This is a genomic window from Pseudomonas sp. UMAB-08 (genome assembly GCF_900095225.1).
In the GTDB taxonomy this organism is placed as follows: Bacteria; Pseudomonadota; Gammaproteobacteria; order Pseudomonadales; family Pseudomonadaceae; genus Aquipseudomonas.
The window spans coordinates 302,336-316,889 of the sequence record NZ_LT607418.1; the positions used below are offsets into that span (position 1 = coordinate 302,336).

15 protein-coding genes and 3 pseudogenes are annotated in these 14,554 nt (G+C 57.5%); 2 read left to right on the plus strand and 16 right to left on the minus strand.

Features of this window, described 5'->3' with window-relative positions:
• Positions 1-205 precede the first annotated feature (205 nt).
• From K0F75_RS11220 to K0F75_RS11270, 12 genes and pseudogenes are all read right to left on the minus strand, one after another.
• Entirely contained in the window at positions 206-805 is a 600-nt protein-coding gene (locus K0F75_RS11220; RefSeq protein ID WP_219061922.1) for a histidine phosphatase family protein, read from the minus strand.
• A gap of 10 nt (positions 806-815) precedes the next feature.
• A pseudogene (locus K0F75_RS11225) lies at positions 816-1,277 on the minus strand (ATP-binding cassette domain-containing protein); the annotation flags it as partial.
• A 28-nt stretch (positions 1,278-1,305) separates the two neighbouring features.
• Positions 1,306-2,240 (minus strand): annotated as a pseudogene (locus tag K0F75_RS11230) (homocysteine S-methyltransferase family protein).
• A 115-nt stretch (positions 2,241-2,355) separates the two neighbouring features.
• Positions 2,356-2,739, minus strand: coding sequence for a sulfite exporter TauE/SafE family protein (locus K0F75_RS11235; protein WP_219061923.1), 384 nt, complete (start codon positions 2,737-2,739; stop codon positions 2,356-2,358).
• An 82-nt stretch (positions 2,740-2,821) separates the two neighbouring features.
• Positions 2,822-4,090: an OmpP1/FadL family transporter gene (locus K0F75_RS11240; protein ID WP_219061924.1), complete on the minus strand. Its 1,269-nt coding sequence runs from the start codon at positions 4,088-4,090 to the stop codon at positions 2,822-2,824.
• Between the two features lie 187 nt (positions 4,091-4,277).
• Positions 4,278-4,577 (minus strand): metalloregulator ArsR/SmtB family transcription factor, encoded by a 300-nt coding sequence (locus K0F75_RS11245; RefSeq protein ID WP_219061925.1) that lies wholly within the window; start codon positions 4,575-4,577, stop codon positions 4,278-4,280.
• A 228-nt stretch (positions 4,578-4,805) separates the two neighbouring features.
• A pseudogene (locus K0F75_RS25740) lies at positions 4,806-4,916 on the minus strand (IS1595 family transposase); the annotation flags it as partial.
• 92 nt (positions 4,917-5,008) lie between these two features.
• Positions 5,009-5,752, minus strand: a complete 744-nt coding sequence (locus K0F75_RS11250) for an ABC transporter permease (RefSeq protein ID WP_219062045.1) — start codon at positions 5,750-5,752, stop codon at positions 5,009-5,011.
• Between the two features lie 26 nt (positions 5,753-5,778).
• Entirely contained in the window at positions 5,779-6,978 is a 1,200-nt protein-coding gene (locus K0F75_RS11255) for an ABC transporter substrate-binding protein (RefSeq protein WP_219061926.1), read from the minus strand.
• Positions 6,965-7,792 (minus strand): ABC transporter ATP-binding protein, encoded by an 828-nt coding sequence (locus tag K0F75_RS11260; protein WP_219061927.1) that lies wholly within the window; start codon positions 7,790-7,792, stop codon positions 6,965-6,967. Before K0F75_RS11260 ends, K0F75_RS11255 begins: the two co-directional genes overlap by 14 nt.
• Positions 7,789-8,865 carry an acyl-CoA dehydrogenase family protein gene (locus K0F75_RS11265; RefSeq protein WP_219061928.1) on the minus strand — a complete coding sequence of 359 codons (1,077 nt, stop codon included), beginning with the start codon at positions 8,863-8,865 and terminating at the stop codon, positions 7,789-7,791. The genes K0F75_RS11260 and K0F75_RS11265 overlap by 4 nt, the downstream gene beginning before the upstream one ends.
• A 79-nt stretch (positions 8,866-8,944) precedes the next feature.
• The gene (locus tag K0F75_RS11270; RefSeq protein ID WP_219061929.1) at positions 8,945-9,505 is read right to left on the minus strand and encodes a carboxymuconolactone decarboxylase family protein; all 561 of its coding nucleotides are present in this window, start codon (positions 9,503-9,505) and stop codon (positions 8,945-8,947) included.
• A 114-nt stretch (positions 9,506-9,619) separates the two neighbouring features.
• On the opposite strand from K0F75_RS11270, the gene K0F75_RS11275 reads away from it, so the two are divergent.
• Positions 9,620-10,531: an AraC family transcriptional regulator gene (locus K0F75_RS11275; RefSeq protein WP_219061930.1), complete on the plus strand. Its 912-nt coding sequence runs from the start codon at positions 9,620-9,622 to the stop codon at positions 10,529-10,531.
• Between the two features lie 180 nt (positions 10,532-10,711).
• On the plus strand, positions 10,712-11,656 hold the full coding sequence (locus tag K0F75_RS11280; protein ID WP_219061931.1) for an ABC transporter substrate-binding protein: 945 nt from the start codon (positions 10,712-10,714) through the stop codon (positions 11,654-11,656).
• A gap of 2 nt (positions 11,657-11,658) precedes the next feature.
• Here the strand turns inward: K0F75_RS11280 and K0F75_RS11285 are convergent, their stop codons facing one another.
• Genes K0F75_RS11285 through K0F75_RS11300 form a run of 4 tightly spaced genes read right to left on the minus strand, consistent with a single transcriptional unit; the run spans position 11,659 to position 14,541 of the window.
• A complete protein-coding gene (locus tag K0F75_RS11285) occupies positions 11,659-11,946 on the minus strand; it encodes a gamma-butyrobetaine hydroxylase-like domain-containing protein (protein ID WP_219061932.1) in 288 nt (95 codons plus the stop codon).
• Positions 11,943-12,914, minus strand: a complete 972-nt coding sequence (locus K0F75_RS11290) for a HEAT repeat domain-containing protein (RefSeq protein ID WP_374028628.1) — start codon at positions 12,912-12,914, stop codon at positions 11,943-11,945. Before K0F75_RS11290 ends, K0F75_RS11285 begins: the two co-directional genes overlap by 4 nt.
• Positions 12,911-13,759, minus strand: a complete 849-nt coding sequence (locus tag K0F75_RS11295; protein ID WP_219061933.1) for an ABC transporter ATP-binding protein — start codon at positions 13,757-13,759, stop codon at positions 12,911-12,913. The genes K0F75_RS11290 and K0F75_RS11295 overlap by 4 nt, the downstream gene beginning before the upstream one ends.
• Complete coding sequence (locus tag K0F75_RS11300) at positions 13,759-14,541, minus strand: ABC transporter permease (protein WP_219061934.1); 783 nt, start codon at positions 14,539-14,541, stop codon at positions 13,759-13,761. Before K0F75_RS11300 ends, K0F75_RS11295 begins: the two co-directional genes overlap by 1 nt.
• Positions 14,542-14,554: the final 13 nt, after the last annotated feature.

The window sequence follows — 14,554 nt, forward strand, 5'->3', positions numbered from 1 at the left end:
GACTCAATTCTGGACTTGTTTTTGTGGTGTATCAAGCGCAAGAACGGGGATGGTTCCAAGCCTCGCTATCGAGTTCTACCTGAAGCAAGTAAACAGAGCAGCCAACCACCGCGCAACGGGACGCGGCCCCTCCTCGTACGCCAGCCTGCCAACGCAGCGGGAGCGTGAAATTGCAGAATTACCACACTGATGGCAGATGCTGGAATCACGAAACCGGAAGCTCGTTTTTTAAAGAATAAGTAGTGCATGACGGCACTTCGAAATTTTCCAGGACCAGCACGTTTCCATTTGGAAGTTGCCAATCGTAAAAATCCGAAAAGTCCTGTCTGGCCAAGGCGCGAATTGTCTTGGCAATAAAGCCGTGCGCTACAAGTACAACAATTTTTGACGGGAGCGTTTCCGCCAATCCAAGCAACCCTCCGCGTACACGCATAACAACGTCAGCAATCGACTCACCGCCCGTTAGCCCGATATCCCACTGACGAATGATGCTCTGCGACCAAAGGTGGGGATGCAGATCCTTTGCTTCCGCTTGAGTTAACCCTTCAAAAACCCCGACGTCCCGTTCTTGAAAGTAGTCCATGGTCTGTAATTGAAGGTGTAGACCTCTGTTGAGAATATCGGCAGCTTGCTGTGCCCTCAGACGGGGGGATACGATAATTGCGTCTATATGGCTGGGCAATTGAGCTTCAAGCGCTTGAGCTTGCTGCTTTCCCCGCTCGGTAAGCCCTGGATCAAGCGAGCCAAGGTAGCGGTGCTCTACATTGGCCCACGTTTCCCCATGTTGGACGATGTATAAATGCATGAAATCCATCTCAGCCAATAAGGGGTAAATCGGACAGCGGCGACCAGTTCTCTCCGAGCCCCAACAGCCCCATGATCTGCCGTCTCAGGTCCACCAGATAGGAATCGTCACGATGACACGGATAAGGCCGCTCAATCGTCAGTTGCGCCTTGATCATTGCCGGTCGGTCGCTGAAAACGATCACTCGATTGGCCAGCAGCAAGGCTGCTTCTACGTCGTGAGTGACCAGCAGCGCGGTGTAGCCCTGGCGTTGCCATAAGTCGATCAGCTCTTTCTGCATGGTGACGCGGGTCAACGAATCCAACTTACCCAATGGCTCGTCAAGGATCAGCAAACGCGGTTCGTTGACCAGCGCTCGAGCCAACGCCACACGCTGAGCCATGCCACCCGACAATTGGCGTGGGTAAGCTCGGGCGAACTGACTGAGGCCGACTTTTGCCAGTGCATCATCCACCTTGCCGGAATGCGTTTTTCAGCGGCAAGCACCAAAAGAGGCTTGCTCAATATGGCCCCTGCTCGGCTACCTCCACTGACTGCAGCAAGTGATACTGCAATTCAGCGATATGCTCAGGGCCGATACCGCAACAGCCCCCAATGATGGTGGCGCCCTGCTCCACCCATGAGCGCGCCCAGTCCAAGTAAGATGACGGGCCAGGTCTTTGCGGATGCCGAGTAATGTGCTGTTGGCTTCAGCTTCTGCGCTCATTGCGGGGAACGCGTTGGCATATACGCCCAACTCAATGCTCAGGCCAAGTGGATCAAGAACACTTCGTGCCTCTGCCAATGCAGCGGTCATGACTTCAGTCTGACTGCAATTGAACAGCACTGCGGTCGCGCCCAACTCAACGGCCACGCGCACCGCTTCTTCGACCGTTTCCCCCGAGCGTAAACGTGACCGTGCTTGCGAGTCGTGGTCATCAAGCAGCGTGAAGGACAACCACAGCAGTAGGTCATCATTACCTATTGCTTCGCGTACCGCCCTGACTTCAGCAATGGAGCTTTGGGTTTCAGCCAGCCATACATCCACATGCGACCTCAGACCTTCAATCAGTTGCTGATGAACAGCAACAGAACGCTGATGGTCGAACAAGTCCGGTCGGTAAGAACCCAATACAGGTGGCAGTGAGCCGGCCACAATGACCGGTTCAACGCTATGTTGGGCAGCCTCGCACGCCAGGCGCCCTGCCAGCGTAGCCAGCGCCAGCCCATGCTCCGTAAAGCGCTCTTCGCCAAGATGAAAAGGCACCAACGCGTAACTGTTGCTAGTGGCGATTCTTGCTCCAGCGTCGATGAAGGCACGGTGCGCCTGAAGCACAAACGCAGGCGCTTCGATCAAGGCCAGCGCTGACCACTCCGGCTGGCGGAAAGGCGCACCGATGCGTTTCAACTCATGGCCCATGCCGCCATCGAGCAACCGTACGGCAACCTGACTCATTGAATAGCTCCGAGTTTTGGGGTGTCGTCGCTCAGCCATTTATCGACCGTTGACCGATTGGCATCTACCCATGCCTTGACCGCGACGTCAGCAGGCTGCTTTTCTTTCTCTATTTTCAGAATGGGCTGAGTTTGTTGAAGGGCGGCTTAAGGCTCGCTTCGTTGGGCTTTTTCAGAAAAAAAGGTATCCCAGCGACCAATAGAAGTGAACCTAGCAGCCGGTCAAACCAAAGCATAGGCAGAGTCAGGTGGCCCCCAAGCAGTGCCATGGGCACCGCCGCAAATGCAAAAGGCCAAAGCAATTTCCAATTCAAGCGGCCTACATGCATAAAGCGCCACGTAACAAGCAGAGAAACCAATGTGTTCAGAACTAACGCCGTTGGTTTAATGCTTTCAGGCGCAAACCCCAGCAATGCCATCACAGCTATATAACCTGACGCCCCCACTTGGCCGACACTGGCATATAGCAAAGCGATCAAGAGAAAGGATGCATAGACCATGGAGGGATATGATTAACCCTTAATACATTTTATTGGTGGATCGATGAGGCAGATCGAAGGCAAGGTCGAGCGCGATCGAGATTCAGTACTTCCAGGCGTAAGCTACACCGAGAATGTCCTGACTCATCTTCAGGTTAGACTCACCGCCGCCAAAGGCTTGCGGAATCGAGCTATTGCCGTTGACCGTTTTTGCGAAGCCATGGGTATAGGCCACGCTCAGTTCGTTGTTCGACCGAACGCTCCAGGTCAGGCCGAGGCTGGCATGATCCTGAATGACTCCGGGGGCAAGAATATTGAGAAAGGTCTGACTGCTCGGTATCGGCTGCTCGGCGTGGCTATAGCCGCCGCGAACCGTCAGCTCGGGTGTCAGTGCATAGCTGGCTGCGAACTTGTAGATGGTGATATCGCGCCAGCCGAATCCAGGGCCATTCGTTGAGCCGAAGCTGTTTCCGCCGAACAGTGACGGGGCATCAAAATCGTTGCCTACAGAGCGAACGTGCCCATACTTGATCTCCTGCACATCGACACCAAGGGTCAGCTGTGGGGTCAGTTTATAGGACACACCTGCGCCATAGTTCTCCGGCACATCGAAGCTGCCGCCGTTGGCGAACAATCCTGCGTAACGATCAAACTTGCTGGCCTTAATCTTTGAGGCCCAGGTTAGGCCTAACGTGAGGTCATCGGTCAATTGACCTTGCCAGCCCAAGCGCAAGCCTATGCCGGTAGCGCTGTCATGGCCGCGGTCATTCATATTTGTGCTGTCGCTGGAAAACTTAGGATTGGCGAACGCGCTCAGGCCCTTGGCGGCGAAGCGCTGATAGACGAGGTTCAGGCCAATGCCGAAGGATTGCCGCTCAGTGAATTTGTAGGCCACAGAAGGCGTGAAGAACACCTGAGTAAAATCCACACCCACGCTGCCGCGGCTGCCAAATGCGGCGTAGGGATTACTCCGGTAGTCGGTGTTCATGCCTCCGTTACCATAAATAGCAAGGCCCACGCCAAGACGATCTGACAGCTGTTTGCTTAGACCGATCTCCGGGAGCAAAAAGACATTCTTCGCATTACCGTTGTAGTGGCCATTAGCGCCGGCACCATTGCCTTCTATTTCCGCAGAGCGGTCCGGTGCGAAGAGGGTCGCGCCAACATCAAGGCGATCGCCGATCCAGGCCGTGCCAGCCGGGTTGTTGGCTGCGGCCATTGCATCCTGCGGCTGAGCAATGCTCACGCCAGCCTGCCCTTGAGCCTTGACCCCGTTGCCGTGCAAGAAATAACCGTTGGTAGCGAATGCGCCAGGGCTGGTGATACTACCTAGCGCCACCAGTGTGGCAAGAAGGCGTGGTTTGAATTTCATGGGTGACACTCTCCGTGGTCTTTGTAGGCGATTAGCCATCTTGAGAGGGTCAATTTAATACAATACATATAATCTAACTATAATATTAAATGATATTTATATTCCCTTTAGTTCTATTGGAGAAAGTAGTCTTAGTGCTCGCGGTTACGGAGCTGCCTGTGCGGCGAGTTTCATGCGGCTTGTGGCTTTAGGGGTGTGGGCAATAGAGCAGATAGAGCGTGCTCAGAAGGTGCAGTATCTTGGGGTCCGATACCGAGTAGAAAATACGCTTCCCATCGCGGCGGGTATCTACCAGACGTTCGGAGCGTAGCACTCCTAGTTGCTGCGAAAGGTTGGGCTGCTGGATGCCCAAAAGCTGTTCCAGCTCCCCGACAGAGCTCTCTCCCTGACTGAGCTGGCAAAGCAGCATCAGACGGTCCGGATGGCTCAACGAACGCAGTACGGTGGCAGCCGTGGTGGCAGCTAGGCGCATCTGCAGGATATCCATGAAGTTCTCTTTAGCTAGATGAAGAGCGGAGTATAGAGAAACCATATTCTTTCTGAAAACATTCAGTACGTGAGCTCACATTAGCGAGCATCGCGGCGCGTTTGCTATGGCTTGTGATGCCCGGAGACCACTCTCAATGGCAAAAAAATCATACTACAGGTCGCTTTTTCTACTAATAATATTCAAATATACATATCGTTATCCGCCTATCACGAATAAAAATAGGTGCAACCAGGCTTTCAGGCGGCTGTGATAGGCATTGACGTTCTGAATATGAAAAGCACCCGCCGTACGACGCTTTTGACGTAAGTTCAGGCAGTGATTAGTGATCCCTTCGGCCCCAGACGTGGGCACTCTCCACGCATAGCCAATGCCTCATCACTTAACGCAGACATAGCCAATTCATTCGCGGTTTTTTAGTTTCCCTCCATTCATCCATGCGCCCAATGCCGATGTAGGCTACGAGCAAACGCATCCAGCGCGAAACCCAGGACACCAATCAACACCACCATCGCCATGAGCTCCGAGTACGCCAGCCGGTCGCGCGTGTCCAGGATGTAATAGCCAAGGCCGGCACTGACGCCGAGCATTTCGCACGGCACCAGGACAATCCACAGAATGCCGATGGACAAGCGGACCCCGGTCAAGATATGGCCAAGCACCCCCGGAAAAATCACTTGGCGCAGCGTTTCCCAACGGGTGGCGCTGAGGCTGCGGCTCAGTTGTAGCCAGCGCGGGTCCAATTGCCGAACTCCTGCCACAGTGCTCAGCAGGATCGGCCACACGGCGGCGAAGGCCAGTAGAAAATAAATAGGCTGATCGCCAACGCCCATCAGCATCACCACCACCGGCATCCACGACAGGGGCGAAATCATCCGCAGCAATTGAAATGCCGGAGTGGTCGCTGCTTCCAGATTGCGTGAACTGCCAATCAATAAGCCCAAGGGCACGCCGACCAGCAGAGCCAACAATAAGCCAATCAGAATGCGCTTGAGGCTGACCAGTACATTTTCGTACAGCTCGGCGCGCCCAAGTAACTCGATCAGGCTGGTCAATGTTGCCTGGGGGGAAAACCGTGCTGACAACCCGTCCGGCTCGCCAAACACGCCAACGCCCAGCCACCACAGCGCCAGCAAGAGCAGCAGCCCCGCGATACCCAGCGCCCATTGCAGCATGGGTGAGGCGTGCTTATGCTGGCCAATCAAATGCTGAACTCCTCGGTGCGCTCAAAGCTGTCCGACAGGCCAAACGCTTTCAGACCACCGACTGCCGTGATGCTGTTTTTGACGAAGCGGTCATCCACCAGATCGCGGGCGATGTGTTGCGGGTCAAGGCTGGCGAGGAAACCTTTGTCGCCTTCGATCAACGTGTCTTTCAAGCGGCGTACCAGTTCTTCGGTGTAGCTGGGGAATGGATACGGCTGGAAATCGATGCGCTGCTCGTCCCACGTCGGGTGCTGAATCGCCCCACTCGTCACGTAGCCTTCCCGATCGCCGACACTCGGAGACAACACCCTACTCAGGACCTGTTGAGTGTGAGGCGTGTAGCGGTTTTCGCCGTCCCGGGACAGCAATTTGGCGGCTTCGGCACGGTTATCACGGGTCCAAAGCTGGGCTTTGACGATGGCATTGACCACTTTTTGCGACCACTCCGGCCGGTCGTTCAAATCATGCTCGTGCATGAACACCACACAGCAGGCGTGGTTACGCCAGATATCACCGGTAAAGCGTTGCACCCGACCGACCTTAAGATCTTCAGCCAACGCGTTGAACGGTTCGGCGACGATGTACCCGGCAATGCGTTTGCTGGCCAGCGCCGGTGGCATGTCCGAAGGTGGCAGCACCAGCAAATTGACTTCGTTGGCGGCCAATGGGCTGTTGGCCGACTTGGTCACCGGTTGCAAGCCGTGGTCGCGAAGCAACTGCTGCACCACCACGTTATGGATGGAGTACCAGAACGGAATCGCCACCGATTGGCCGCCGAGCTGTTTCACATCGGTAATACCCGGCGCTACCGTCAGGCCGGAGCCGCCGACATGGTTCCAGGCCACGACTTTGGCCGGAACCTTGCTGCCGTAACGCGCCCAAACCGTCATTGGCGACAGCAGATGGATCACGTTGACTTGCCCTGAGATGAACGCCTCGATCACTTGCGCCCAACTGCGCAGCAATACCGGGCGCTCGGCCTTGATACCTTCGGCTTCGAACAAGCCGTTGTTATGCGCCACCAATAAGGGAGTGGCATCGGTGATAGGCAAGTAACCGATTCTTACCGGTGCATCCGGTTCGGCGGCGGCGCGCGCTTGCAGGCTATTGAGCAGCGGTAACGCGCCCGCAGCGGTCAGCAGCGCGCTGAGTTTTAGAAAATCACGACGTGTGTGAGTGAAGTCATCCAGGCACATGTACAGCCTCCAGCGGGTCGGGCAGCGATTCGGAAAAAGTGTTGGAGTCGCGGCTCGCCCGCCGAAGGGTTTTGAGGATGTCGATGCGCAATGCGCCCAGTTCTTCGACCAACTCGACGCGTGGCTGAGGCAGGTCGATGCGCCATTCACCGAGGGTCCGCGCCGGGCTGTTACCCAGTAGCAGAATACGCTCGGAAAGCAGCAGGGCTTCGTCGATGTCATGGGTGATCAATACCGCAGCGGTATTGTGTTCAGCGATGACCTTGAGCAGCAGGTGTTGCATGTCGGCACGGGTCACTTCATCCAGGGCGCCGAAGGGTTCATCCAGCAGCAACACTTGCGGCTGCCGCGCCAGGCAACGGGCCAATGCCGTGCGCTGGGCCATGCCGCCGGACAACTGCGCGGGGTAATGTTCCCGTGCATGTTGCAAGCCTACCTCGGCAATCGCCTGATCAATCCGGGCCTTGCGCTCCACGCTACTCAGCGATGGCTGACTAACGAAGTCCAGGCCGAATACTACGTTCTTTTCCAGGCTCAGCCATGGCAGCAGGCTGGGGTCCTGAAAGGCGACCGCCACTCGCGGATGGGGGCCCTTCAACGGTTCGCCGAGCAGGCTGACCGAGCCGCTGTGAGCCGTTTGCAAACCGGCCAACACCCGCAACAGACTGGACTTGCCGACCCCGCTGGGGCCAAGAATCGAGACCACCTCCCCAGGTACCAATTGCAAGTCGAAGTCTTCCAGTACCGATTGCCAGCCGTGATCACGGGGATACCCCAGGCTAATCTTGCGCGCTTCGAGCAAGAGCACGCTCATGCTGCGGTGACCGAGGCTTGAGCCTGACGTTGCAGCTCGCCGCGCAATTGCACCAGACTCGGCGTGATGATCGGCACAAAAGCCGACTCGCGCCAGCGTCGGGCAAACGCGCTGCCGTGGGCAGACAGGAACGCTTTGCCACCGCTGGCTTGCAATTCCAGCTGTACGGCACTGGCAGCGGACTCGGCGAGGGCGATTCGCAGGCGGAACAACGCGGCGGGCTGAGTGAGGAAGCGCTGGTCCAACAGGCCTTGCTTCAACTGGTCGACGGCCGCTTCGAGCTGCTGGCGTTGTTCGACTAACTCACCGCGCAGTACCGAGCGGGAGTCCTCCAGGTGGGTGTTCACCTCTGCGAGCGAACGCCGGGCCAGACCAATCGCCAACCCGCATTGCAGACCGAGAAATGCCGGGCGTACCGTTGGCAGAAACGTGCGAGCGTCATCATGCAGCAGCCAGTCACGACTTAACGCCACGTTCTCCAGACTCAGCGCGGCGGTGTTGCTCGATTGCAAGCCCATCAGGTCCAAATCGTCGGAGCGCTGCAAGCCAGCCACTGCATCCGAAATGGCCAGAATGAAGGGGGCGCCACCTTCTTCTTGCTCGATGGCAGCGGCCACCACATAGCCGCTTTTACGCAGGTTGGTCACCCAAGGCAGACGGCCGTTGAGTGTCCAACCCTGATCCTGCGACCGGGCTCGGATCTGTAAGGCTTCGATGCCGGACAAAAACTTCATTGCGTTGGACAGCCCCGTCGCTCCGGCCAACCGGCCACTTAACAAATCCGGCAACAGATGTTCACGCAACGCTACGTTCGGGCTGTGCAGCAGATACTCGATAAATGCTCGCTGCCCCCAAAAAACGAACGCTGCGGCCAATGAATGACTGGCCACCTGGGACACAATTTCCACGGCATCAGCAAGATTGCCACCGCCACCGCCCAGTTCCTCGCTGATGCCGACCCGCAGCACATCAGCACCGGCCAATTGCGGCAGAACCAGCTCCGCATCGCATGTGCCCAGGTCCAGGGCGTTTGCCTGTGCGTCCAGCCATTGCTTCAATTCAGGGTCGAGCATATGTTTCTCCTTTAGGCGGTGTATCTGGCACACCGCGTCAAGCCATTCGCGAATAAATTCGCCCCACAGCCTGCACAGCTCAAACCGCAGTCTTATCCCAGCGATATTTCGCCAGTTCGGGATTGAGCGGTGTACGCGCAAAGACATTGGCGAAGTTACACAGGGTCGCCAGGCTGACGCCCAGAATCACCTCCAGCGCATGGCCCTCGGCGTAGCCGGCGGCTTGAAAGGCGCTGAAGCCTTCGTCGCTGACATCGCCACGCGTGGCGATCACTTCCCGAGTAAACGCTGCCAACGCTTCGAGCTTTTCTTGAGGCAGTTGTGTACGCGCACGCAGTGCGGTGACCACCTCATCCGGCAATTTCGCCTTATTTGTTGCGACGGCGGTATGCCCTGCGATGCAAAAATCGCAACCATGTGTGGTGGCAGCAACCAATTGCACCACTTCCCTTTCGGCCAGACTTAGCTCAGCCTTGGCGTTGATTCCCGATACAGTCACATAGGTTTCCAGCGCGGCTGGGGCATTCGCCAACACTCCCAGCAGGTTGGGAATGAAACCGGAGTTCTTCAGCGCGGTTTCGAGGAATGGGCGAGCTGCTTCGGATGCGCTTTCCAACGTGTGCAAGGTAACGCGAGACATGAAGTGACTCCTGATGTTGGGCCCGGTGTGGGGATGCCTCCAATTCTGTTGGTTATAAGAATTTCATTCCATATTCTAAAGTCGCTATTACTTGCTTCTGAGTCTTTCCATTAGATGATTTCGTCCAGCCCCCTTATTGATTGGTTATTAGAAAGCCTTGAACTTGACGCCAGCCTCTTCCACGTGGGTCGCTATTGCGGTGGCTGGCATGCCAGTACCCAAGGACTGGCGCGTGCCAGCTTTCATCTGGTGGTACAGGGGCATTGCTGGCTGCACATCGACGGCCAGGCTCAGGCACAACAACTGAACAGTGGCGATGCCGTTTTTTTGCTGCGTGATGTGGGTTACCGCCTGTCCAGCGCTGAATCCGTTGAGGACGCCCAACGTCAGCCGCAGAGGACGATGCAAGCGCTGGATAGAGACGCGGGTGATGGCGTTGGACTGGTGTGTGGTTTCTTTCATTTTCAGTCCGGGCTGTCGTCGTTGATCATCGAAGCGCTGCCCGACTGGATCATTCTGAAGGCGGGTGATCCATCCTCAAGCGCTGCACGCAGCCTGTTCGAGCTGATCCTGGAGGAGTGCAACCGGAAACCGGCCCCTTCCTCGGTGCTGCTGGAACGCCTGAGCCATTTGCTATTTCTGTATGTAATGCGCCAACAGGTCACGAGCAACCCCAACCTTGGCGGACTCGTGGCACTGGCACGTCACCCGACCTTTGCCCCGCTGCTGGGACAACTGATCGAACACCCGGAACAGCCATGGCCCCTGGAAAACATGGCCGCCAGCATCGGCCTGTCGCGTTCGGCGTTCTTCAAACGCTTCAATGAACTGTCCGGGCAATCGCCCGGACAGGTGCTGCTGGCCTTGCGCATTCGTCACGCCTGTCAATTGTTCAAAACTAACAAGACCGTGGAACACGTCTGCGCGGCGGTGGGTTATCAATCGATTGCCGCCTTCACTCGGGCGTTCACCAAGGCAGTCGGTGTGCAACCGGGGGCCTATCGCAAGCAGCAAGAAGGACGGTAAGTGTTGCCAGTCGAACACTGAGTCAACACTGTGCGCCACAGGATACATCCCCGCCCGAAGAACAGCCTCTAAATCAGCCTTTCTCGTCCGTTTTCAGCTGGCATGCACCGTGCACTTGATCTTCTCAAACCTGTTGCCGACGGCATTGAAGCCAGACCGGACAGACCTTGAGAGACTGTAATGAATTTATTTCGTTTTATCCGCCACGGCCTGGCAACCCTTGCCCTCGCAACCCCTTTGAGCCAGGCCGCAGAGCCAATCACGTTGGTGATTGGCGACCAGAACTACTACAACGTTCAGGCCTCAGTGGAGGCGTCAGGCGTGCTGGAAGGCGCACCTTACAAAGTCGACTGGAAGCACTTTCAATCCGCCGCTCCGGTCGCTGAAGGCTTGGAAGCCGGGGCACTGGACCTAGGTTTTCTCGGCGATTCCGGGTTTATCTTCCTCGCCGCCAAAGGCGCGTCGGTCAAGTTGATCGGCGTATCCCGACAGAACCCCGACACCATTGCGTTATTGGTACCCAAGGATTCCCCGGCCAAGACCATTCAGGACCTGAAAGGCAAGAAAGTCGCCTATTGGCCGGGCGCCTGGAGCCAGCAACTGACCTTGCGTGCCTTGGAGAAAGCGGGTCTGCCCAAGGACTATGTGGAGTTCGTCAAGTTGATGCCCATCGATGCCGCCGCCGCATTGCCACAAGGCAGCATCGACGCCTTTCCGGTGTGGGAACCCTATATCTCCCAGCAGCAAGTATTCTCCGGCGCTCGCACGATCCTGACCGCTCGCGGCCTGATGCCCGGACTGTCCAGCATCGCGGCCAACGCCAACTCTATCGAATCCAAGCGCGCCGCTATCGCCGATTTCCTCGGACGCTTGCAAAAAGCGCGGGCCTGGGTTCAAACGCACAAGGATGCTTATGCCGACACCTGGGCTGCAAAATCCGGTCTGGATCAGGCGGTTTCGCGGCACTGGATTGGTCAGGCCGACATGACCGTGGGCCCGGTGGATGCGAGCGCTGCGGATGACTACCAAGGCACGGCGGACTTCCTGCTGACGACCGGCGCGCTGCAAAAAGCCTTTGATACCAAGGCCGTGATCGACAACTCATTCAGCAAAGCCTTCAACTGAATTTACGCCTCGCCGAGGCCTGCCAGATAGGCCCACGGGTAGATTCCCCGCTCGTGGCCGTCACTGAACACCAACTGCAGGCCATACCCCTGGGGATTCACTTCCAACAGCCGAATGCCGGGCGACACTACCGGCTTCAACCCCTGCAGTCGAAACGCGCGGCATTGCGAGCAGGGGCACTGACGGCGTAACTGAGCGTGACCGATCAACTGCACGCTGCCGTCGGCCCAGTCCAGCCGCAACTGCTGTTTGCCCCGCGAATTACCGATGGCCTGCGGTGCCTGACTCATTGCAGTTGGCTCAGTGCAATTCGCACGGCTTTGCGCACCTCCGGGTCGCCATCGTTCTGCGCAGTTTGCAAGGCAGCCAATGCCGCTTTGTCGCCAAGTTCACCCAGTGCCAAAGCGGCTTCCTTGCGCAGATTACTGATGCTGTGACCAAGGGTCTCGATCAGGCCCGGCAGTGCCTGCACATAACGCAAGCGGCCGAGGCTGCGGGTTGCACGCAATCGCACCTGCCAGTAATCGTCCCCCAGGGCCGCGATCAGCGCCGGGCCGGCATCGTCGTGGCCGACTTTACCTAAAGTGGTCGCGGCTTCTTCGCGAACCTGCCAGGCTGCATCCTGCAAAGCCAGGCGCAAGGCAGGTAAAACCCGCGCATCAATGGCCAACCCCAAAGCCCCAGTGGCTGCGCGGCGCACATCGGTATCCGGGTCTTCGCTGGCGAGTCTGGCCAAGGCATCCAGAGCCTCGGTTTGCTTCAGCCAGCCGAGCACGCCGACGGCCTCACGGCGAACACTGGCATCCTCATCGTTAAGTGCGATCACCGCCGCTGGCGCCGCGGCGGGCAAGCGTAATTCACGCAATGCCCGGAACGCTGCGATGCGCACAGTGGCGTTTGCGTGCGCAGCCCACGGCAGAATCACCTCACCTGCTTCTTGTGTCTTGAGCACGCTCAAGCTTTGGGCCGCAGCGTCTTTAACGGCGTGGGCGGGATCGGTCAATGCCTCGCACAGCACCTGGACGACCTTGACCTCTTCCCAGGCTTCAAGCAGGCGCGCCGCCTCCGTACGCACCTCAATCGAAGGGTCCGCGCGCAACCGGTCGACCAACCAAAGCAACCCGTCGGGCTCCTCAAGGTCAGCGAGTTCGATCAAGGCAATGCGCCGCACGCCAGGGTCTTCATCTTCAAGGCGTGGACGCAGGGCAAGAATGTCGGGATTGTCGATGTCATTCAGGGTGTCGGTCATATCAGTCATATGGCGAATCGCGGTCGATTATTTTCAATGGGAAGCCCGAGGGGATTCAGGCGAGGTAATTGCCTACCGTCTTCATGACGCAGCAATTCGAGGCAATGACGCTTCAAACGTGAAAATTCAGGGCTGGTGACCAGCTCAGTCAAACGTGGGCGAGGAAAATCAAGGCGCAAGTCTTCGATGATACGACCGGGGCGCGAACTCATCACCAGCAGGCGATCGGCCAAAAACAAGGCTTCGTCGATGTCGTGGGTGACAAACACCACCGTGGTGCGGATGCGGGTCCAGATATCCAACAACAACTCCTGCATTTTCAAACGGGTCAAGGCATCGAGGGCACCGAACGGCTCGTCCATCAACAACAGGCGTGGTCGGTTGATCAACACACGAGCGATTTCCACCCGTTGCTGCATGCCCCCGGAGAGCTGATTCGGCCAGCGATCAGCGAAGCCATTCAGGCCCACCAGCGAGAGCATTTCATCGGCGGCGGCTTGCCGTTCGGACTTGCCAACACCGCTCATCTTCAAGCCGAAGGCAACGTTGTCGCGAACCGAGCGCCATGGGAACAACGTGTGTTGCTGGAACACCATGCCGCATTGCGGCGACGGGCCTTGCACCGGCACGCCATCGACCTCCAGCCGACCCTGGCGCGGTTGCAGATGGCCGGCCAGGGCGCCAAGCAAGGTCGATTTGCCGCAGCCTGACGGCCCGAGGATACAAACGAATTCACCGGGCTCTATCTGGCACTCCAGCGCCTGCACCGCCTCGAACGCGTCTTTCTGTTCGCCAAGGGTGATGGACAGGTCATGGATGTCGATGCGCCCTGCAGGGATTTGTGCAATGTTCATCAGGCTTTGCCTCGCGGTCGATACCAAGGGGTAAACAGCCCACCCAACCGTTTGATCAGTAGACTGCTGCCCATGCCGAGCACGCCAATCAGCAACATGCCGACGACGATGTCGGCGTAGTTCTGGATGGTGTACGACTCCCAGGTGTAATAACCAATGCCAAACTGGCCGGAGATCATTTCCGCCGTCACCAGACAGAACCATGAAGTGCCCATACCAATCGCCAGGCCGGTGATGATGCTCGGTGCCGAGCCCGGCAAAATCACCTCCGACAGAATCGACAGACGCCCTGCCCCGAGGCTTTTTGCCGAGGCTATGAGGCGTGGATCGACACCTTCGACACCGTGCACGGTGTTGAGCAGGATCGGAAACAGCGCACCGGTGAAGGTGATGAAAATCATCGACAGCTCCGATGACGGGAACATCAAAATCGCCAGAGGAATCCAGGCTACGGCCGGGATCGGGCGCAAAACTTCCAATGGCGGCAGCAAGACATCTTCGGCCCATTTTGAACGGCCGATGGCCACACCCAGCCCGATGCCGATCACAGCGGCTACTACATAGCCGGCAAACACCCGGCTCAGGCTGGCGCTCAAATGCTGGCCGAGTTTGCCCGAGTCCATCAGACTCGCTGCCGCCTGCGCCACTGCCAGAGGGGTAGGCACATTGGCGAAGGTCACCACGCCCAAATTCCAGTGATGGCCGGCGGCGAGTTGCCAGAACAACAGGCACATCAGTAAAGATGCCGTACGCGGGATCCAGTGAATAAATGATGCGGACATAAATATTTTCCGG

Coding starts and splice junctions, on each gene's coding strand:
- K0F75_RS11300 (WP_219061934.1), bottom strand. CDS start 14,541: ATGTCCGCATCATTTATTCACTGGATCCCGCGTACGGCATCTTTACTG.
- K0F75_RS11280 (WP_219061931.1), top strand. CDS start 10,712: ATGAATTTATTTCGTTTTATCCGCCACGGCCTGGCAACCCTTGCCCTC.
- K0F75_RS11235 (WP_219061923.1), bottom strand. CDS start 2,739: ATGGTCTATGCATCCTTTCTCTTGATCGCTTTGCTATATGCCAGTGTC.
- K0F75_RS11295 (WP_219061933.1), bottom strand. CDS start 13,759: ATGAACATTGCACAAATCCCTGCAGGGCGCATCGACATCCATGACCTG.
- K0F75_RS11285 (WP_219061932.1), bottom strand. CDS start 11,946: ATGAGTCAGGCACCGCAGGCCATCGGTAATTCGCGGGGCAAACAGCAG.
- K0F75_RS11265 (WP_219061928.1), bottom strand. CDS start 8,865: ATGCTCGACCCTGAATTGAAGCAATGGCTGGACGCACAGGCAAACGCC.
- K0F75_RS11290 (WP_374028628.1), bottom strand. CDS start 12,914: ATGACTGATATGACCGACACCCTGAATGACATCGACAATCCCGACATT.
- K0F75_RS11245 (WP_219061925.1), bottom strand. CDS start 4,577: ATGGATATCCTGCAGATGCGCCTAGCTGCCACCACGGCTGCCACCGTA.
- K0F75_RS11220 (WP_219061922.1), bottom strand. CDS start 805: ATGCATTTATACATCGTCCAACATGGGGAAACGTGGGCCAATGTAGAG.
- K0F75_RS11250 (WP_219062045.1), bottom strand. CDS start 5,752: ATGCTGCAATGGGCGCTGGGTATCGCGGGGCTGCTGCTCTTGCTGGCG.
- K0F75_RS11255 (WP_219061926.1), bottom strand. CDS start 6,978: ATGTGCCTGGATGACTTCACTCACACACGTCGTGATTTTCTAAAACTC.
- K0F75_RS11260 (WP_219061927.1), bottom strand. CDS start 7,792: ATGAGCGTGCTCTTGCTCGAAGCGCGCAAGATTAGCCTGGGGTATCCC.
- K0F75_RS11240 (WP_219061924.1), bottom strand. CDS start 4,090: ATGAAATTCAAACCACGCCTTCTTGCCACACTGGTGGCGCTAGGTAGT.
- K0F75_RS11270 (WP_219061929.1), bottom strand. CDS start 9,505: ATGTCTCGCGTTACCTTGCACACGTTGGAAAGCGCATCCGAAGCAGCT.
- K0F75_RS11275 (WP_219061930.1), top strand. CDS start 9,620: ATGATTTCGTCCAGCCCCCTTATTGATTGGTTATTAGAAAGCCTTGAA.